A 17167-nucleotide genomic window follows, 5' to 3' on the forward strand; every position below is an offset into this window, starting at 1 on the left:
GCCTGATGGCCTCGCTTCTCTACGTCTGCGTGCGACCCGAGACCGGGGCGGCGGATGCCGAGCACGCCTCGTTCCGGCGGGCGCTCGGAGTCGACGTGGTCGATCGTCTCGACCTGCTCCACGAGCCGCTGACCGCGGCCCACCTGGATCGATACCGCGGGGTCGTCATCGGCGGCTCCCCGTTCAACGTCACGGATGTCGAGAAGACCCCGGTGCAGCGACGCGTGGAAGCCGACCTGGAGACGCTCGCCCGCGCGGCCGCGGAGCAGCGGATCGCCGCGTTCTTCACCTGCTTCAGCATCGGGGTGCTCACCCGGCTCCTCGGCGGCGAGGTCGTGACGACCATGCCGGAGCCGGCGAGCGCGACGGTCATCGATACGACGCCCGACGGCGCGGTCGATCCCGTGTTCGGCCCCTCCGGCCCCGCGCTCACGGTGTTCACCGCGCACAAGGAGAGTGCCGCGGCGACCCCGCCCGGGGCCGTCCTGCTCGCCACCAACGCGACGTGCCCCGTGCAGGCCTACCGCGTGGGCACCCACCTGTACGCCGCCCAGTTCCACCCCGAGCCGACGCCGCGCGACTTCGCCGACCGCATGACGTTCTACCGCACCACGGGCTACTTCGATCCCGACCGGTTCGACGCGGTGCAGCAGCAGGTGCTCGCGGCCTCCGTCACCGAGGGCGCCGCCCTGCTCCGCCGCTTCGCCGAGCTCTTCGGCTGAGCCATACCCGGGTCGCAGAGGCTGCCGTCGACGGCAGAATGCGGGGATGTCCTCGAAGGGCATGAAGTATGCACCCCGTGGTGAGTGAAGATGGAACGGTGACATATCCGGGCGACGCACAGGTGCCGTCCGTAAACGTGTCGGCCGAGGAAGACGCCACTCGCATCAGTACTGTGATCACCGACGTAAGCCAGACGGAGGTGTTCGACTACGACTTCGGCGCGGGTGCCGCGGTCGAAGTCCAGGGCGACGGTAGCACGCTGTACTGGTGGGTGGACGCTGACTCTGGAGGGCCGTGCCGATGAAAGATCCCTGGTTCCACACGGTGACACGACCGGTGGGGCATCTCATCGCCACCATCGCGGTCTTCATCGTGCTCGCCGCAGCGGTCGCACTGTCAGTGATGCATCCACAGTGGATGGGCGCGCTCGGGATCATCGGGGCCGCGCCGGCGGTGGCCTGGTATCTGTACATGATGCGGGAGTACAAGAAGAACCGTGCGCACTGGTTGCGTCACAACGCTCCGCCGACGGACTAGCCAGGAATGGCATCGCCGGCTGGGCGGGCTGGTGTTCGGGTCCCGGGAGCGTCGGCTGAGATCAGGACGGCGCGTCGCCGCGGAGCAGCGGGATGCGCTCGCGCAGGTAGGCCTCCAGCGGCATGAACCCGCCCGCCTGACTCCAGCGCACGGACGGCACGCCGTCGACGAGCGCGAGAGGACCGGAGGTACCGCCGGCGTCGACCGCGTCGACGTCGATCACACTCCAGCCGACGTGCACGACATCGCCCTCTCCGAAGCCGCCGCGGAGGGCCAGCGCGCGACGCTCGGCCCGTGCCCGCGCCGACTCGGCGGTGTATCCCCGCCGTCCGGGGTCGGCGGCACGCAGCACCTCCGCCGTCGCCAGCGCATGTGTGTCCGTGAGCAGGAGCACGCCCAGGTGCCAGGCCTCGCCGACACGGACGATCCGACGCCCGCGCCAGCGCGAGTCCTTCTCCTCGCCGAGCCCCTCCTGGGGAGCGCCGGCGAGCTCCTGCACGGCGCGCGTCAGCAACGCGGAAGCGGTGGTCACAGTTCCCCCAGCGTGGTCTGGTCGGCGAGGCGCGGACCGGCGACCTGCGCGCGATCGCCGTGAAGGGTCATCCCGATCAGCGGATACAGGAGCACCGACAGCATGCCCGCCCCGACGAGGGCGGCCGCGGTCCCGGAGTCGAGCATGTCCTGGTCCACGCCGATCGCCGTGACGGCCACGATGATCGGCAGGCCGGTGGCGGCGAGCAGACCGAGCGCGGCCCGGTCTCGGCGGCTCGCGCCGGTCGGCGCCGAGAGCTGAGCGGCCGATCCGCGGATCACCAGGAGCGCCAGCAGGAACACCGGCACCAGCGACATCGCGGAGGGGGACGCCAGCAGCGCCTCCAGGTCGAACGTCACGCCGGTGTAGACGAAGAACACCGGGACGAGGAACCCGAAGGCGATGCCCTCGATCTTGCTCTCGACGTCCTCCGCGTCCTTCTCCGGTGCGCGCGCCATGATGATGCGCCAGATCGCACCGGCGACGAAGGCGCCGAGCAGCATGTCCAGATCCAGCATCACGCTGAGACCGACCAGCGCGGCGATGAGGAGGATGACGAACCGCACCCCGAACTGGTCGGAGGTGTGCAGCGTCGCGCGCACCAAGCCGTGCAGGCGCCCGTGCGGCATGCGGCGGGCGAGGAGGACGGCGAGCCCGGCCAGGACGACGAAGGTCAGCAGCACCGCGGTCGCGAGCGGCGTCGCGCGGGTGCTGAGGAAGATCGAGATCGCGATGAGCGGCAGGAACTCCCCGACCGCGCCGATCGTGCTGATGGCGTGCCCGAACGGGGTGTCCAGCTCCTTCGCGTCACGAAGGATCGGCATGAGGGTGCCGAGGGCCGTCGAGCTGAGGGCGATGCCGATCACGACCATGCCCTCGCCGGGGGCGAAGAAGAACCCGAGGCCGATGCCCAGCAGCACGCTGAGCAGCCAGCCGAGCGACGCCCGGACGAGCGGCCTCCCCGACACCTGACGGAAGTCGATCTCCGAACCGGCGATGAAGAACAGCACGGCGAGGCCGAAGTCGCTGAGCTTCTCCAGCACCGGTCCCGGTTCCACCCAGCCCAGCAGCGCCGGCCCGACGAGGATGCCGAGGACGAGCTCGAAGACGACGATCGGCACCCGGACGAGCGGACGCACCCCGCGGGCGAGAAGTGGCGCGGCCACCGCCAGCAGCGGGATCAGCACCAGCCCGACGTCGCTCGCATCCACGGTCTCAGGGTAGCGACGACGCCCGCGATTCGCTCCCCACCCGCGCTTCACGGCAGAATCGATGCACACCCCGAGGAGCAGCCATGACCCAGCCCGATACCGCCCGACTGCTGATCGCCTGCGACGATCAGCCCGGCATCGTCGCCGCGGTCGCCGGCGTGCTCGCCCAGCACGGGGCGAACATCATCTCGCTCGACCAGCATTCGACCGACTCCGAGGGAGGCCGGTTCTTCCAGCGCACCGTCATCCACCTCGACGGGCTGGCCGCCGCGCGTCCCGCGCTGGAAGCCGACATCGCGACGGTCGCCGAGCGCTTCGGCATGGAGTGGTCGCTGCACGACGTCGCCCGCCGCAAGCGCGTCGCGATCTTCGTCTCGAAGTACGACCACTGCCTCATGGAGCTGCTGTGGCGCACGCAGCGCGGACAGCTGGACATCGACATCACCATGGTCGTCTCGAACCACCCCGACCTCGCCGAGGCGGTCCGCTCGTTCGGCGTCCCGTTCGTGCACATCCCCTCGACGGACAAGCAGGCGATGGAGCAGCGCCAGCTCGACCTCCTCCGCGGCAATGTCGACCTCGTCGTGCTCGCCCGGTACATGCAGATCCTCAGCGACGACTTCATCACGCGGCTCGAGGCTCCGGTCATCAACATCCACCACTCGTTCCTGCCCGCGTTCATCGGCGCGAACCCGTACGCGCGGGCGAAGGAGCGCGGCGTGAAGCTGATCGGCGCGACGGCGCACTACGCCACCGCAGACCTCGACGAGGGCCCGATCATCGAACAGGACGTCACGCGGGTCACGCACTCCGAGTCCGCGGCCGAGCTGCAGAGCCGGGGCGCCGACGTGGAGCGCCTGGTCCTCGCCCGGGCCGTGCAGTGGCATGCCGAGGACCGTGTGATCGTGCACGGCCGCTCGACCGTCATCCTGTAGCCCTCCGCCGCTCAGCGGTCGAGGATGTCCACGGCGAGCCCGTGCGACGCGGCTGCGAGGCGCTTGTCGTTCGTCCACAGCTCCGTGCACCCGGACAGCTGGGCGGCGGCGAGGTGCAGCGCGTCAGGGGTCTTCAGCCCGAAGTCGGCCCGGAGCTCGGCCGACCGGATGAACGCGGCCGCATCGAGTGCGACGGTCTCCATCCGCTCGAAGAGAGCCAGGTACCGGTCGCGCAGCTCCGGATTGCGCTCGCGCGCGGGCAGCACGAGGCACTCGTGGAGCGCCAGCGCACTGGAGGCCACCGCGACATCCACCTCGCGGAGGGCCCGCCGCACCGCGTCGCCTCTCGGGCCGGCGTCCTCCACCGCACAGATGAGGATGCACGAGTCGAGATAGATCATTCCCAGGCGTCCCGGTTCTCGTCGATCCGGGCATCCAGCTCCTCGGCGGTCCGAGCGAGCCGGGGCGGAAGCGGATGCTCGTCGATCCACTCGACGAGGAGGCGCCCGCTCCGCACCGCGTCGACGGGCCCGATGGGGACCAGGCGGGCGACCGGAGTCCCGCGCTTCGTGATGACGACGTCCTCCCCCGCCTGGGACTCGGCGATCAGGCGCGAGAGGTTGTTGCGCGCCTCCAGGACGTTCTGCGTGGACATGACGCCATTCTAGCCAGAAACATGGCGTTCGTCACCGGCCGGGGACACCAGCCGCGAGCTCCGCGAAGACATCGACGGCGGTCGTCCCGCGGGCGAGAGGAGCCGCCTGCCCCATCCAGAGCGACTGCAGCTCGCCGAGGTTCTGCTCCCCGGCGGGCGTGCGGAAGCGTCCGGTGAGCCAGTTCTGCATGGGGAACGGGGCGATCGTGCCGCTCGCCTCGATCGCCCGCACGGCGCGGTTGCGTGCTCCCCGGGCGAGGCGTCCGCTCATCGCCCTGGTCAGCACGGTCTCGTCGGCGGCAGTGGTCCGGATGGCATCGCGGTGCGCTGCCGTCGCGGCCGACTCGGCCGTCGCGAGGAACGCCGTGCCCACCTGCACGCCGGAGGCCCCGAGGGCGAAGGCCGCAGCGACGCCGCGGCGGTCCGCGATCCCGCCGGCGGCGATGACCGGCACGTCGACCGCGTCCACGACCTGCGGCACGAGCGCGATCGTGCCGACGAGCGACTCCGCTGCGGGGCGCAGGAACGACACGCGGTGCCCGGCCGCCTCGGCTCCCGAGGCGACGACCGCATCGACTCCGGCCTCGGCGAGCGCGACCGCCTCGGCGACGGTGGTGGCGGTGCCGACGACCCGGATGCCGCGGTCGCGCGCTTCGGCGACGAGAGCGGCGGACGGCACCCCGAACACGACGCTCAGCACCGCCGGGGCGACCTCCCAGATCGCGTCGAGCTGTTCGTCGAACTCGGGGACGTAGCGCTCGGGCCGGGCCGGCACCGGAACCCCGACGGCCTCGTAGAACGGCTCCAGCGCCTGCGCGAACACCGCGTGCTGCGGGTTCGGCGCGACCTCGTCCCCCAGCGGCAGCCAGATGTTCAGGGCGAAGGGCCGGTCGGTGGCGCGGCGCAGCTCGGCCCCGACAGCGCGGATCCGGTCGCCGTCGTAGCCGTACAGCCCGTACGATCCGAGTCCGCCGGCTTGACTCACCGCCGCCGTCAGCGCCACGGATGAGTTGCCTCCGAACGGCCCCAGCACGATCGGCTGCTCGACTCCCAGAAGTTCTGTCGCCATACCCCGACGGTACGCCTTCGAATCGCCCGACTGGCGCCATCCGGGGCCCGACGCAGCCGTTCGGGCGATTCGAACGGGGTAAGCTCGCGGCATGAGCGAGTGGTTCGGGCAGATGCTCGGCTTCGTCGCGGCCGCGATCGGCCTCGTGACGATGCCGGATGCCGCCGCGCTCGGCCTCGCCATCGCGCTGCTCGCCGTCACCGTCCTCACGCTGGCCGTCGTGCTGAGCGTGCGCCACCAGGCCTCTGCCGACGCCCCGCACCCGTTGCGGGCGATCGATGTCGGAACGCTCCTCCCGCAGAGCGATCCGGATGCCGCCGGACACCCTCGTCCGCGAGCGCCGGGAGCAGCGACCGCCGCGTAGTCCGTCCGACCGGGACCGCGCGGCCTTCGCCGACCCTTCCCGACCTCATCGAACGGACATCCCGTGGACATCTTCGCCTTCCCTCCCCTCGCCGCGCTCCTGGACGCCGCCTACGCCGCCCTGAACGGCCTCTCCACCCTTCTCGAGCCCCTCGCCGGCGCCTCCGCCGCCGCCCTCGCCGTGATCCTCGTGACCCTTCTCGTGCGCGCCCTCCTCATCCCCGTCGGCATCTCGCAGGCAAGAGCCGAGCAGACCAGCGCCCGCCTCGCTCCGCAGCTGCGCGCACTGCAGCAGCGCCTCCGGAAGAACCCGGAGCGCCTGCAGCAGGAGATGATGGCCCTCTACCGGGCCGAGAACACCTCGCCCTTCGCCGGGATGCTGCCCGTGCTCGCCCAGGCGCCGGTCGTCGGGCTGCTTTACACCCTTTTCCTGCGACCGGAGATCGCCGGGCATCCGAACGAACTGCTCACCCACGACCTCTTCGGCGCCCCGCTCGGCACGAGTCTCGTGTCGGCCCTGTTCGGCGGTACCGCGACCCCGGCGACGTTCGCGGTCTTCGGAGTGCTGCTGGCCGTCATGGTGGCCGTGGCGGAGGTCTCCCGGCGGGTGTTCCGCCCGGTGCCCGTCGAGGGGGACGACTCTCCCCTCAGCTCCCCCGGCGTGCTCCGGATGATGTCGGCGCTGCACTACCTCACCGCGGTGTTCGCGGCCTTCGTCCCGCTGGCCGCCGCGCTGTACCTCACGGTGACGGTGGTGTGGACCCTCGTGCAACGGGTGATCCTGCGGCGCCGGTTCCCGCTGCCGCAGCCCGCCACCACCCGCGTGTGAGACGGGAGCGGAGCCGTCAGTCGGGAAGCGGGATCGGGGCGGTGAACGGTCCGGCGGGCCCGTCATTCCGGCGGTCCCGGCGCACGCCGAGGGTCGTCCCCACGCTCGCCGCGATCACGAGCGCCACGGCGAGCACCCGCAGCGGGGTGGCGTCCTGTCCGAGGATGAGCCACCCCGCGAGGGTCGCGAACGCCGGTTCGAGGCTCAGCAGCACCCCGAACACCCGCTGTGGGAGGCGGCGGAGCGCCGCGAGCTCGAAGCTGTACGGGATCACGGACGACAGCACGGCGGTGACCGCGGCGAGCAGGAGGAGCTGCGGATCGGCCGCCACGGTCGCCGCCGCCGGCACGCCCACCGGGATGAGGAGCACCGCTGCGACGACGAGCCCCATCGCCAGGCCGCTGCTGCCGGGGATGAGGGCGCCGACACGGGCGCTCATCCGGATGTACATGGCCCAGAATCCGGCCGCGATGAGGATGAACAGGACCCCGAGCGGATCCAGGGCCTCGGCGCCGGCGAGGCCGTCCACCCCCAGCAGCGCCATGCCGAGAAGGGCCACTCCCACCCAGACGGCGTCGGCGAGACGGCGGGTCAGCACGGCGGCGAGCACGAGCGGGCCGAGGAACTCGATCGCGACGGCGGGGCCGAGCGGGATGCGGTCGATAGCGGCGTAGAAGAACCCGTTCATCGCGGCCAGCGAGACCCCGAAGAGCACGGCGGCGAGCCATTGCGCCCTGGTCCACCCGCGCGGCCGCGGCCGTACGATGACGATCAGCAGCAGGGCCGCGATCGCCACCCGGAGCGACGTCACTCCCCACGGCCCGAGCACCGGGAAGAGCTGCGCGGCCACAGCGGCGCCGAACGGCAGCGAGAGGCACGATCCGATGACGAGCGCGACGCCCACGAGGGGGCCGGATGTCGCTGGTCTCTGCACCGGACAAGCTTAGGCGGCGGGGTCCCGCCTCCCCGCCGCCCTCGCCGCCCTCGTCGGGGTCAGAGCGGCTTGCCGCCCGTGACCGCGAGGACTGCACCGGACACGTACGACGACTCCGCCGAGGCGAGGTAGACGTAGGCTCCGGCGAGTTCTGCGGGCTGTCCCGCGCGTCCGAGCGGGGTGTCCTGCCCGAAGGTCTCCAACCGCTCCGGCCCCCATCCGGTGGCCGGGATCAGCGGCGTCCAGATCGGACCGGGGGCGACGGCGTTGACGCGCACACCGCGCGGACCGGCCTCCTCGGCGAGCGCCTTCACGAACGCGACCTGCGCGGCCTTCGTCATGGCGTAGTCGATGAGGTTGGGCGACGGCTGCGCCGACTGCACCGAGGAGGTGACGATGATGCTCGAGCCGGGCTCGAGGTCGGGGAAGGCGGCGCGTGCGGAGAACACGAGGCCGGCGAGGTTCGTGTCGAACACGCGCCGCATCTTCTCGGTGTCGAGGTTCTCGAAGCCGTCGATGTCGTGCTGGTACGCGGCGTTGAGCATGAGGACGTCGAGTCCGCCCAGCTCGTTCCGCGCCCGGTGCACGGCGTCGGTCGCGAACGCCTCGTCGCGGACATCGCCGGGGATGCTCACTCCGGTGCGGCCGGCCTCACGGACGAGTGCGAGCGTCTCCTCGGCATCGGCCTGCTCCTCGGGCATGTGCACGATGGCGACGTCGGCGCCTTCCCGGGCGAACGCGATCGCCACGGCCCGGCCGATGCCGGAGTCACCGCCGGTGATGAGGGCGCGTCGGCCCTCGAGGCGTCCATGACCCACGTAGGACTGCTCGCCGTGGTCGGGTTCCGGTGTCGTCTTCTCGGTGAGCCCGGGCTGTTCCTGGCTCTGCGCGGGGAACCCGTCCTCGTGATGGGCGTGTCGCGGGTCGGTGAGGCCGCCGTCGCGGGTGGTGTCGGTCATGTCCGCTCCTCCTGTGTCGGGGTGTCGATCAGCTCATGTTCGACACTCGCGGTCCCGAGCGGGAGACGGCAGGGGGTTGACAGCCCCGGGGGTCGTCGCGAACGCGCGGCTCAGCCGGCGCCGGGGTGGTCTCCCTGCCCGGGAGGCTCCGCGCCTTCCACGGGCTCCGGCACGAGGTACAGACCGCTGGGGGCGTTGGCGGTGAAGGCGAGTGCTTCGATCCATGCACGGTTGACGGCCGGCTGGCGGCTGCCGAAGTACTTGAAGACGAGGGAGCTGCCGGGCTGGATCCACACGGTGGTCCGGCCGCCGCCGACGCTGGCGTCCTCGCGCCAGCTGAACGGGAACGGCTCGCCGCGACGGAGCTTCGCCGTGATGACGAGCTGCAGATGCGTGAGCGCCCGATCCTCGATCTCGGTCTTGACGCTGCCTTCGTAGATGAACTTGCCCATCGGGGTGATGCTCCTCGGTCGGATGGTCTTCAGCCCGGCGGACACCGCCGGGATCGGCCTATGGGTAGAGGGTATGCCCTCCGGCGGGGCGCGCGGCAAATCCGCGTCGGAGGGCGACGCGGGCGCCGAAGTCAAGGCCCTGCGCGCGATCCGCGTGCGGGCTAGCCTCGAGACATCGACACCCGAGGAGGGCACCGCCATGACCGAACGCCACATCGACGACCGTCCCGACGAGGGCTACACGCCCGGAACGACCCACGCCGAGCGGGGTGCGGGCAACCCCCGGCTGCGGGTGCGCCGTGACGATGAGCGCACCGAGTTCGCCCTCGACATGGAGGAGGTCCGGATCGGCTCGGCGGCGGGCAACGAACTCCGCCTCGCGGACACCGAGCCCGTGCACGCCACGGTGGTGCACGACGATCGCGACGAGTACGTCGTGACCCTGCACGCGGACGGCGAGATGAACTCCAACCCGGACGCCGACGCGACCCACCCCGGCGAGCGCACCGAGACCCTGCGGACGGGGTCGCGTTTCACGGTCGGACCGTGGGAACTGGTGTTCGCCCGCGAGGAGTTCGCCGACCACGGGCGCCCCTTCGGCGGACGCCAGGGCGGCGAGTACTCCGACCAGCCGCTGCAGGAGCCGCGTCCGGGCTACGACGGCGACGACGAGCGGCTGTCGCAGGCCGACGTCAACGACGAGCGCTCTCAGTCGGACTCCAGCGCCGACTGATGGTGCGGGGTGCCGACGGGCTTCGACTCCGCTGAGCCCCGCTGGCGGAGGTAGATCGCGAACGCGACCATCGTCCCGACAGCGAGGAACTCGGACTGCCAGTTCTGCAGGGTGCGGTCCCAGAAGTCCGAACTGGTCACGTAGTCCAGCCAGGTGATCGCGGCGGCCCCGTGCATCGCGTTCTCCTCGTTCATCACGACCGTCCCGGCGAGCGACTGCGCGAACCAGGACAGCACGAACACCGCCCCCATCACGATCAGCAGGGAGTTGCCGAACACGGCGGCGCGCCACCCGCCCGCCCGGGCCCACCGCGGCGAATCCGGGCGGGCGTGCGCGCCGACGAGTTGATCCGCATCACTGCCCGGCCCCTCGTCGCCGGGCTTCTTCGACTCCGGCGACCCCTTCTGGACGAACCAGATGGTGGCGGCGATGAAGAGGAAGAACTGCAGGAACTCCGACTGCCAGTTCTCGGCGACGTCGACGGCGAAGTCCGACGACCAGAGGAAGTCGCCGAACCCGATCGCCGGCTGCCCGTGGTCGAGGAGCTCGTCGTTGTTCCGCAGGTACCCGGCGATCGCCTGTCCCCCCAGCGCGAGCGCGAACAGGGCGAGGAAGAAGAGGCTGAGGGCGTGATCCCTGATCCGGGCGCGCATCGTCATCGGCCTCCCAGCGGCAGGCCGATCATCACGGCCAGCCCCACCCCGATGATCCCCGCCCAGATCCAGAACATCGCCCGCATTCCTGCGGTGTCGCGTGCCTCCTCGGCCATGTCCATCTCCTTCTCGATGTGCCTCCCCCGACCATGGCTCCGGGCTCCGGGTGCCTCCAGGGGCTTGACGCGGACGCGATTGTCAATCCCCTCCGGCCGCGCAGCGGGCCCCCGTACGGTGGCAGGGAACCGCTGAGAGGAGCGCCCGATGACCGCACCGAACGAGACCCCCGACCTCGAGCGCCTGAGCGAGCTCGCCCGCAGCAGAGATCTGCGCGTGAGCGTGGCCGAGTCGCTGACTTCCGGACGCCTCGCGAACACGATCGGCGCCGGCGAAGGAGCGTCCGGGTGGTTCGCGGGTGGGATCGTGGCCTATTTCACCGAGGTGAAGGAGCGCGTCCTCGGGCTGACCCCCGGCACCGATCCGACCTCGGCCGCGTGTGCCGAGCAGCTGGCGTCCGGGGCGCGCGAGCTCTTCGATGCGGACATCGCCGTCTCCACCACCGGCGTGGGCGGTCCCGGGCCGGAGGGCGGTCATCCCGCCGGCACGGTGTACCTCGGCTGGGCGACGGCCGACGACGCGGGGCACCGGAGGCTGGCACTGACCGGCGACCCGGAGGACGTGCTGTCGGCGAGCGTCGACGCCGCGCTCCGGTTGCTCACGTTCCACGCCGAGGCGTTGCACCCCGCAGGGCCCCGTCGCACCGGCACGGACTGAGCGGTCAGCGACCGGGGACGAGGGCGACCCGCAACGGGGCGCCCGGCGCTCCGGCCTCGACCAGTGCCGCGTCGATGTCGGCGAGCGATCGCACCGCACCCACGGCGTCGCCGAATGGATATGCGCGCCCCCGGCCGCTGAGGAACGACGCCGCGGCCGCGAGGTCGTCGGCACCGTAGCCGTGCACGCCCGCGACCGTCACGAGTCTCCGGACGAGATCCTCCGCCTCCAGCGGGACGGATGCTGCGGGGAACACGCGGCCGACGAGGACGACCGTGCCGCCGACGGCGACGCCGGCGAGCGCCTCCCCGATGGAGTACCCGGAAGTGTCGATCACCGCGTCGGGCTCGCGGTCGAGCGCGGTCGCCCCGAAACGGGAGGCGAACGCCCGGCGATCATCGTCCGGGTCGCACACCTCGACGACGGCCCCGTGCTCGGCGGCGATCGCGGCAGCCGTGATCCCCACGAGTCCCGCGCCGAGGATGCGCACCGCGGCACCGTCGAGATCGATGTCACGGGCGGCGCGCGCGACGGCGGCCCATGCCGACGCCGTGGCGCAGGCGGCCGGCGCCAGCACTGCGGCGGGCAGCGCCTCGGGGACGCGCACGATCGCCGTCCCCTCTCGCAGCTGTACATGACTGGCGAATGCCCCGGTGAGGTCGCCGTGGACGCCGATGCGATCGTGGCCATAGGTGGCGAGGGCCCGACACGTCTGTGCGAGGCCGCGCCCACAGCGGTCGCAGGTGCCGCACGACACCGTGGACGCCCACACCACGCGGTCGCCGATCCGCAACGGCGTGCCGTCCACCGCGTCCGCGCCGTCGTCCCCCGTGGCGATGACCCGGCCGACGCTCTCGTGCCCGAGGACCAGCGGAACCGGAGCCGACCGGAGCCCCTGGACGGTCCGCACGTCCGTGTCGCAGATCGTCGACATCTCGACGGCGACGAGCACGTCCCGATCCGCGAGTGCGACGCCCGGGACGGCGATCGTCTCCTGCGGCTGCCCTTCGCCGAGCCACACCATCGCGGTCGCGGCGGGGCGCAGCGCGACGTCTCTCCGATGCCCGGGCGGGCGGATCAGCAGGGTTCCCACGGCTCGGCCCTCTGCGGACGATGGCGGCGGCAGAGAGCGCGAAGCGTCATATGGACCTTTCGGGTGGGGGTGATCCACCTCGACTCTCCCAGCGAGTCCGAGCCGTGGGACGAATGGCCGGTGAACGCCGCCTGAACTCTTGCGAGACGGGGCGAAGGAGGGCACAGCGACGGACCGGCACGAGAGGCGTGCGGTCGACGGCGGTGAGCCGGAGTCAGATTCGCGATCGCGGGCACGGGAGTCTCAGAAGCCAGAAAGATCGCGCCCGCGATCGCAGCGCTGGGGACGCTTTATCTGGGGAGCCTTCAGGATATGCCGGCGCGACGAAGACGCTGAAGAGCCGTATGTCGAGAAGTGCCTAGACTTTCGTCTATCGTCTCGGGGCTGGGGCGGGGGCGTCGTCTCAGGATACGCGCGGGTCACACCACCGGCAACACCGCGGACACGAGCCAGTGTCCGTCCACTTCTCCGGCGTTGAACTCGCCGCTCGCTCCCATGACCCGTTCGGCCATGCGACCGAGCCCCGTCCGGCTGGACGACAGTTCCCGACGCGGCGTCGTGGGCAACGGGCTGCGGAGGGACAGGTGGGCTTTGTCGTCGTCCACCGCGAGGCGGATCTCGACGGTCCCGGGGCCGGCGTACTTGAGGACGTTCGTCGCGGACTCGCGCACGATGCGCGCGAGCACGATCTCCACGGCCCGGGGGATGCGCTCGTCGCCGGGATCGCCATCGAGGATGACGTCGTGCCCGGCCGCTTCGAACTCGGTCCGGGCCTCCTCGACCGCCGCGACGAGATCGCCGGTGGGCATCCCGGCGGCGCGGGGTCCGTCATCGGCGAGGTCGATCACGAATCGGAGGTCGGTCATGGCCTTGCGGGCGGCGACGCGGATCGCCTCCCGGGAGCCATCGCTCGCTTCAGGGTCTTCCAGCATCTGCACGTGCAGCGACACCACCGTGAGGTGGTGCGCGATGCTGTCGTGCAGCTCGCCGGCGATCCATCGCCGCTCGGCGAGAACGGCTTCGCGCTCCTGCTCGGCCGCAGCCTCCAGCTGACGTTCGAGCCGGCTCCCGCGAGCGAACGCCACGCGAAGGGCGAAGCCGACGGCGCCGGCCACGGCGGCGAAGACGAGATAGAGGGCCACATTCACGTCGGAGTCCGCGTCGCCGATGGCGACGATGGCGGCGGAGACGAGAAAAGCGCCCGTGTACGACAGGATCAGCGCGGTCCAGCCGAGTCGCATGACCAGCCCGGCCGCGACAGCGGCGGCGGTCAGGACCTGGGATTCGGTTCCTGCCAGAAAAGAGAGGGCGAACACGACGCCGAGGGCGCATGTCGCGATGAGGGGTTTCCAGAGATAAAGGGCGAACACTGCCGATGACGCGATGCTCACCAGGACGGCCGCGGGATTCACACCCGGGGCGACGATGAGGCCGATGACGTCGACGGCGACGGTGATGGAGATGATCGCCAGAACGACGATGCGCTCGATGGCAGTGAGCTTCTCGCCTCGAACCAGCCGGAGCGAATCCGCGGAACCGCGAATCGAATGGTCGAAGGCCATGGTTCACTATCTCCTATTCGCCAGGTACTCTAGCGGACGAGACCAAAGAACTTGCCAACCTGCTGCCAGAAAGTCATTACATTCACCTCCGTTCTAGTGCCGTTTGTCGATGTCTGTATTCATCTTCTCGGCGGCGCGCGGAGCGCACATCTGCCTTCCGTCCAGACCTCGATAGCCAAAGGTCTACATCCTCAGAGCGCCCTCGCCGCGCGGTTAGGCTTCCTCCATGCAGGAAATCCGCGTCGTGATCGTCGATGACGATCCTCTGGTCCGCTCCGCGTTGTCGCACTTCGTGTCGCGCGCGCCCGAGATCACGGTGGTGGCGCAGGCGGAGGACGGTCTGGAAGCGCTGACGACCGTCGAGCGCGAGAAACCGGACGTCGTCATGATGGACGTGCAGATGCCGGAGATGAACGGGATCGAGGCGACCGCCGCGATCGCCGAGCGCTGGCCGGACGTGCGCATCCTCGCCGTGACCACGCTCGACGGGAGCGACACCGTGCTCCCGATGCTGAGCGCCGGCGCCTCCGGCTACCTGCTGAAGGACTCCAGTGCCGAAGAGATCGTCACGGGCGTGCGCGAGGTGTTCGCCGGGGCGAGCTCGCTCTCCCCGCGGATCGCCTCGATGCTGATCCGCCACGTCCGCGACTCCACGCCGGCGCCGTCCGCCGAGGCCCTCGAACCTCTCACGGATCGCGAGGAGGAGGTGCTGCAGTGTCTGGCGAAGGGCATGTCCAACGCCGAGATCGCCAAGGCCCTCATCGTCTCCGAGGGGACCGTGAAGGCGCACCTCGGCCGCATGATGTCGAAGTGGCACCTGCGCGACCGCGTCCAGATCCTCGTGACGGCCGCGCACGCGGGGCTCGTCACCTTCCGCTGACCGCCCTTCGGGTCATAGCGCGAGCAGCACGATGCCCGCGAGGACCACGAGGGACGCCGCGATGCGCCAACTCGGTCTCGACTCCCGCAGGACGAAGGCGCCGAAGAGGCTCACGAGCACCACGCTCACCTCTCGCAGCGGTGCCACCAGAGCCACCGGCGCGATCTGGATCGCCGACAGCACGAGGATGTAGGACAGGGGCGACAGCACGCCGAACGCGACGATGCGCCGCCACTGCGTACGCCCCAGGGCGACGACCGCACCCCACCGCCGCCGCACGGCGAGGGAGTAGAACGGCACCTGCACGAGCGTCGTGCCGACCATGAAGGCCACTGGCGAGAGACCCCACGTCCGCACCGCATGGGTGTCCCAGATCGTGTAGACCGCGATCGCGACCCCCGTGAGGACGCCGAAGACGAGACCGGGGTCGATGCGGCGCCCCGTTCCCGCCGGCCGGCGATCGACGAAGCCGATCGCGACGACCCCGACGATCACCGCGGCGACGCCGACCAGCGCCAACCCGGATGGCCGCTCCCCCAACAGCAGGACGGCGACGATGACCGAGAGGAACGGTCCCGTGCCTCTCGCGGTGGCGTAGACGGTCGACAGGCTGCCCTCGCGGTACCCGCGCTGCAGCACGGCCATGTAGACGACGTGCAGGACGGCCGACACCGCCACCCCGAGCGCGAAGGCCCCGAGATCCGCCGTACCGAGTCCGCCGGTGAACGGCACCACCCCGACCCACACGAGCGTGCTGGCGACTGCGCCCCACCAGAGGAACGGAGCGCCCGCGCGGCTGATGCCGTGCGCGACGATGTTCCAGGACGCGTGGGCGACGGCGGCGGAGAGGACGAGGACCAGAGCCAGAGCGGACACGACAGACCCCTCCCTCGGCCATCGCCCCCACCCTATCGCCGCCGCGGCGGGGGCCCGGTCGCGCCGCGACTACGCTCGAAGGACACCCGTGCAGGAAGGTCATGCCATGCCCGTCACCCCGGACGCCCTCGCTCACGCCGAAGACCTCGCCGACTTCGTCGCCGCCTCGCCGTCGAGCTACCACGCCGCCGCCGAGACCGCCCGTCGCCTCGAGGACGCCGGCTTCACGCGGCTGCCGGAGGAGGACTCGTGGCCCGCGCCGGCCGGAGGGCGCTACCTCGTGGTCCGCGACGGCGCGACGATCGCCTGGGTGGTGCCGGAGGACGCGACCGCCACCACACCGGTGCACGTGTTCGGGGCCCACACCGACTCCCCCGGCTTCAAGCTCAAGCCGCAGCCGACCACCGGCGCCCGCGGCTGGCTGCAGGCGGCCGTCGAGGTGTACGGCGGCCCGTTGCTCAACTCCTGGCTCGACCGCGAGCTGCGTCTCGCGGGGCGTCTGGCCCTCGCCGACGGCCGCGTGGTCCTCGCCGACACGGGCGCCCTGCTGCGGCTGCCGCAGCTCGCGATCCACCTCGACCGCGGCGTCAACAACGGGCTCGCCCTCGACAAGCAGACCGAGACGCAGCCCGTCTGGGGGCTCGGCGACCCGACAGAGGCCGACATCCTGGCCGAGCTCGCCGATTCCGCCGGAGTGGACGCCGCCGAGATCCGCGGGTACGACGTCGTCGTCGCCGACGCCGCGCGGGGCGCCGTCTTCGGCAAGGACGACGCCTTCTTCGCCTCCGGCCGGCTCGACGACCTCGCCTCGGTGCACGCCGGCGTCGTCGCCCTCGCCGCGCACGACCCCGCCGCCGGAGGGCCGATCGCGGTCCTCGCCGCGTTCGACCACGAAGAGCTCGGCTCCGAGTCGCGCTCCGGTGCCGCTGGCCCCTTCCTCGAGGACGTGCTGGAGCGGCTGTATGCCGGGCTCGGTGCGGACGGCTCCGCCCGCCGCCAGGCGTACGCGTCGTCCTGGTGCCTGTCCAGCGACGTGGGCCACTCCGTGCACCCGAACTACATCGGCCGGCACGACCCCGTCGTGCAGCCCGTGCTCGGCTCCGGCCCCATCCTCAAGCTCAACGCCAACCAGCGCTATGCGACCGATGCGGTCGGCGCCGCGTCGTGGCGGAACTGGTGCGATCGGGCCGAGGTGGTGACGCAGGAGTTCGTCTCGAACAACAGCGTGCCGTGCGGCTCGACCATCGGTCCCATCACCGCGACGCGGCTCGGCATCCGCACGGTCGACGTCGGCATCCCGATCCTCTCGATGCACTCCGCGCGCGAGCTCGCCGGGGTCTCCGACCTGCACGACCTGACCCGCGTGGCCGGAGCCTTCTTCGCCGGGTGAATCGGGC

Annotated in this window: 22 protein-coding genes; 10 read left to right on the top strand and 12 right to left on the bottom strand. The window is 71.2% G+C overall.

All coding sequences use genetic code 11. The features are described from left to right. Nucleotides 1–5 precede the first annotated feature (5 nt). The 3 genes from KAF39_RS01455 (at nucleotide 6) to KAF39_RS01465 (ending at nucleotide 1260) form a co-directional block, all read left to right on the top strand. Complete coding sequence (locus tag KAF39_RS01455; RefSeq protein ID WP_210675629.1) at nucleotides 6–722, top strand: GMP synthase; 717 nt, start codon at nucleotides 6–8, stop codon at nucleotides 720–722. A gap of 80 nt (nucleotides 723–802) precedes the next feature. Further along, a complete protein-coding gene (locus KAF39_RS01460; protein ID WP_210675630.1) occupies nucleotides 803–1027 on the top strand; it encodes a hypothetical protein in 225 nt (74 codons plus the stop codon). Beyond that, a complete protein-coding gene (locus KAF39_RS01465; RefSeq protein ID WP_210675631.1) occupies nucleotides 1024–1260 on the top strand; it encodes a hypothetical protein in 237 nt (78 codons plus the stop codon). Before KAF39_RS01460 ends, KAF39_RS01465 begins: the two co-directional genes overlap by 4 nt. Before the next feature lie 61 nt (nucleotides 1261–1321). Here the strand turns inward: KAF39_RS01465 and KAF39_RS01470 are convergent, their stop codons facing one another. Together KAF39_RS01470 and KAF39_RS01475 are read right to left on the bottom strand one after the other, a co-directional pair. Next, on the bottom strand, nucleotides 1322–1792 hold the full coding sequence (locus KAF39_RS01470; RefSeq protein WP_210675632.1) for a glutaminase: 471 nt from the start codon (nucleotides 1790–1792) through the stop codon (nucleotides 1322–1324). Continuing rightward, nucleotides 1789–3003 (bottom strand): cation:proton antiporter, encoded by a 1215-nt coding sequence (locus KAF39_RS01475; protein WP_210675633.1) that lies wholly within the window; start codon nucleotides 3001–3003, stop codon nucleotides 1789–1791. Before KAF39_RS01475 ends, KAF39_RS01470 begins: the two co-directional genes overlap by 4 nt. A gap of 83 nt (nucleotides 3004–3086) precedes the next feature. Here KAF39_RS01475 and purU point away from each other — a divergent pair, with 83 nt between their 5' ends. After that, complete coding sequence (gene purU / locus KAF39_RS01480; protein ID WP_210675634.1) at nucleotides 3087–3938, top strand: formyltetrahydrofolate deformylase; 852 nt, start codon at nucleotides 3087–3089, stop codon at nucleotides 3936–3938. 11 nt (nucleotides 3939–3949) lie between these two features. Here the strand turns inward: purU and KAF39_RS01485 are convergent, their stop codons facing one another. Genes KAF39_RS01485 through KAF39_RS01495 form a run of 3 tightly spaced genes read right to left on the bottom strand, consistent with a single transcriptional unit; the run spans nucleotide 3950 to nucleotide 5662 of the window. Then, entirely contained in the window at nucleotides 3950–4339 is a 390-nt protein-coding gene (locus tag KAF39_RS01485) for a type II toxin-antitoxin system VapC family toxin (protein WP_210675635.1), read from the bottom strand. Then, entirely contained in the window at nucleotides 4336–4593 is a 258-nt protein-coding gene (locus tag KAF39_RS01490) for a type II toxin-antitoxin system Phd/YefM family antitoxin (RefSeq protein ID WP_210675636.1), read from the bottom strand. Before KAF39_RS01490 ends, KAF39_RS01485 begins: the two co-directional genes overlap by 4 nt. Before the next feature lie 31 nt (nucleotides 4594–4624). After that, complete coding sequence (locus KAF39_RS01495; RefSeq protein WP_210675637.1) at nucleotides 4625–5662, bottom strand: nitronate monooxygenase family protein; 1038 nt, start codon at nucleotides 5660–5662, stop codon at nucleotides 4625–4627. A gap of 91 nt (nucleotides 5663–5753) precedes the next feature. On the opposite strand from KAF39_RS01495, the gene KAF39_RS01500 reads away from it, so the two are divergent. Then, nucleotides 5754–6026: a DUF6412 domain-containing protein gene (locus KAF39_RS01500; protein WP_210675638.1), complete on the top strand. Its 273-nt coding sequence runs from the start codon at nucleotides 5754–5756 to the stop codon at nucleotides 6024–6026. 63 nt (nucleotides 6027–6089) lie between these two features. After that, on the top strand, nucleotides 6090–6854 hold the full coding sequence (locus KAF39_RS01505) for a membrane protein insertase YidC (RefSeq protein WP_210675639.1): 765 nt from the start codon (nucleotides 6090–6092) through the stop codon (nucleotides 6852–6854). A 16-nt stretch (nucleotides 6855–6870) separates the two neighbouring features. Here the strand turns inward: KAF39_RS01505 and KAF39_RS01510 are convergent, their stop codons facing one another. From KAF39_RS01510 to KAF39_RS01520, 3 genes are all read right to left on the bottom strand, one after another. Continuing rightward, nucleotides 6871–7788, bottom strand: coding sequence for a DMT family transporter (locus KAF39_RS01510; protein ID WP_210675640.1), 918 nt, complete (start codon nucleotides 7786–7788; stop codon nucleotides 6871–6873). Between the two features lie 59 nt (nucleotides 7789–7847). Continuing rightward, complete coding sequence (locus tag KAF39_RS01515) at nucleotides 7848–8747, bottom strand: SDR family oxidoreductase (RefSeq protein ID WP_210675641.1); 900 nt, start codon at nucleotides 8745–8747, stop codon at nucleotides 7848–7850. A 110-nt stretch (nucleotides 8748–8857) separates the two neighbouring features. Then, nucleotides 8858–9199: an ATP-dependent DNA ligase gene (locus KAF39_RS01520; RefSeq protein ID WP_210675642.1), complete on the bottom strand. Its 342-nt coding sequence runs from the start codon at nucleotides 9197–9199 to the stop codon at nucleotides 8858–8860. On the opposite strand from KAF39_RS01520, the gene KAF39_RS01525 reads away from it, so the two are divergent. Then, the gene (locus tag KAF39_RS01525; RefSeq protein ID WP_246878200.1) at nucleotides 9186–9932 is read left to right on the top strand and encodes an FHA domain-containing protein; all 747 of its coding nucleotides are present in this window, start codon (nucleotides 9186–9188) and stop codon (nucleotides 9930–9932) included. The genes KAF39_RS01520 and KAF39_RS01525 overlap by 14 nt on opposite strands. Here KAF39_RS01525 and KAF39_RS01530 read toward each other — a convergent pair. Continuing rightward, a complete protein-coding gene (locus KAF39_RS01530) occupies nucleotides 9908–10585 on the bottom strand; it encodes a DUF6766 family protein (RefSeq protein ID WP_210677903.1) in 678 nt (225 codons plus the stop codon). The genes KAF39_RS01525 and KAF39_RS01530 overlap by 25 nt on opposite strands. A 264-nt stretch (nucleotides 10586–10849) precedes the next feature. On the opposite strand from KAF39_RS01530, the gene KAF39_RS01535 reads away from it, so the two are divergent. Beyond that, on the top strand, nucleotides 10850–11359 hold the full coding sequence (locus tag KAF39_RS01535; protein ID WP_210675643.1) for a CinA family protein: 510 nt from the start codon (nucleotides 10850–10852) through the stop codon (nucleotides 11357–11359). Between the two features lie 4 nt (nucleotides 11360–11363). Here KAF39_RS01535 and KAF39_RS01540 read toward each other — a convergent pair whose 3' ends face one another. Both KAF39_RS01540 and KAF39_RS01545 read right to left on the bottom strand, forming a co-directional pair. Continuing rightward, entirely contained in the window at nucleotides 11364–12452 is a 1089-nt protein-coding gene (locus tag KAF39_RS01540) for an alcohol dehydrogenase catalytic domain-containing protein (RefSeq protein ID WP_210675644.1), read from the bottom strand. A gap of 419 nt (nucleotides 12453–12871) precedes the next feature. Further along, the gene (locus KAF39_RS01545; RefSeq protein ID WP_210675645.1) at nucleotides 12872–14014 is read right to left on the bottom strand and encodes a sensor histidine kinase; all 1143 of its coding nucleotides are present in this window, start codon (nucleotides 14012–14014) and stop codon (nucleotides 12872–12874) included. Nucleotides 14015–14240: 226 nt separating this feature from the next. Between KAF39_RS01545 and KAF39_RS01550 the strand changes: the two genes are divergently transcribed. Continuing rightward, a complete protein-coding gene (locus KAF39_RS01550) occupies nucleotides 14241–14894 on the top strand; it encodes a response regulator transcription factor (protein ID WP_246878201.1) in 654 nt (217 codons plus the stop codon). 12 nt (nucleotides 14895–14906) lie between these two features. Here the strand turns inward: KAF39_RS01550 and KAF39_RS01555 are convergent, their stop codons facing one another. After that, nucleotides 14907–15770: an EamA family transporter gene (locus KAF39_RS01555; protein ID WP_210675646.1), complete on the bottom strand. Its 864-nt coding sequence runs from the start codon at nucleotides 15768–15770 to the stop codon at nucleotides 14907–14909. A 106-nt stretch (nucleotides 15771–15876) separates the two neighbouring features. Here KAF39_RS01555 and KAF39_RS01560 point away from each other — a divergent pair, with 106 nt between their 5' ends. After that, entirely contained in the window at nucleotides 15877–17160 is a 1284-nt protein-coding gene (locus KAF39_RS01560; RefSeq protein ID WP_210675647.1) for a M18 family aminopeptidase, read from the top strand. The last annotated feature ends 7 nt before the right edge of the window (nucleotides 17161–17167 follow it).

It is taken from the genome of Microbacterium sp. BLY, assembly GCF_017939615.1.
In the GTDB taxonomy this organism is placed as follows: domain Bacteria; phylum Actinomycetota; class Actinomycetes; order Actinomycetales; family Microbacteriaceae; genus Microbacterium.

What these genes read in the sequence shown, in the direction of transcription:
- KAF39_RS01485 (WP_210675635.1), bottom strand. Translation starts at nt 4,339, where the DNA reads ATGATCTATCTCGACTCGTGCATCCTCATCTGTGCGGTGGAGGACGCC.
- KAF39_RS01520 (WP_210675642.1), bottom strand. Translation starts at nt 9,199, where the DNA reads ATGGGCAAGTTCATCTACGAAGGCAGCGTCAAGACCGAGATCGAGGAT.
- KAF39_RS01560 (WP_210675647.1), top strand. Translation starts at nt 15,877, where the DNA reads ATGCCCGTCACCCCGGACGCCCTCGCTCACGCCGAAGACCTCGCCGAC.
- KAF39_RS01545 (WP_210675645.1), bottom strand. Translation starts at nt 14,014, where the DNA reads ATGGCCTTCGACCATTCGATTCGCGGTTCCGCGGATTCGCTCCGGCTG.
- KAF39_RS01550 (WP_246878201.1), top strand. Translation starts at nt 14,241, where the DNA reads ATGCAGGAAATCCGCGTCGTGATCGTCGATGACGATCCTCTGGTCCGC.
- KAF39_RS01490 (WP_210675636.1), bottom strand. Translation starts at nt 4,593, where the DNA reads ATGTCCACGCAGAACGTCCTGGAGGCGCGCAACAACCTCTCGCGCCTG.
- KAF39_RS01530 (WP_210677903.1), bottom strand. Translation starts at nt 10,585, where the DNA reads ATGCGCGCCCGGATCAGGGATCACGCCCTCAGCCTCTTCTTCCTCGCC.
- purU (WP_210675634.1), top strand. Translation starts at nt 3,087, where the DNA reads ATGACCCAGCCCGATACCGCCCGACTGCTGATCGCCTGCGACGATCAG.
- KAF39_RS01525 (WP_246878200.1), top strand. Translation starts at nt 9,186, where the DNA reads ATGAACTTGCCCATCGGGGTGATGCTCCTCGGTCGGATGGTCTTCAGC.
- KAF39_RS01495 (WP_210675637.1), bottom strand. Translation starts at nt 5,662, where the DNA reads ATGGCGACAGAACTTCTGGGAGTCGAGCAGCCGATCGTGCTGGGGCCG.
- KAF39_RS01465 (WP_210675631.1), top strand. Translation starts at nt 1,024, where the DNA reads ATGAAAGATCCCTGGTTCCACACGGTGACACGACCGGTGGGGCATCTC.
- KAF39_RS01535 (WP_210675643.1), top strand. Translation starts at nt 10,850, where the DNA reads ATGACCGCACCGAACGAGACCCCCGACCTCGAGCGCCTGAGCGAGCTC.
- KAF39_RS01515 (WP_210675641.1), bottom strand. Translation starts at nt 8,747, where the DNA reads ATGACCGACACCACCCGCGACGGCGGCCTCACCGACCCGCGACACGCC.
- KAF39_RS01455 (WP_210675629.1), top strand. Translation starts at nt 6, where the DNA reads ATGGCCTCGCTTCTCTACGTCTGCGTGCGACCCGAGACCGGGGCGGCG.
- KAF39_RS01500 (WP_210675638.1), top strand. Translation starts at nt 5,754, where the DNA reads ATGAGCGAGTGGTTCGGGCAGATGCTCGGCTTCGTCGCGGCCGCGATC.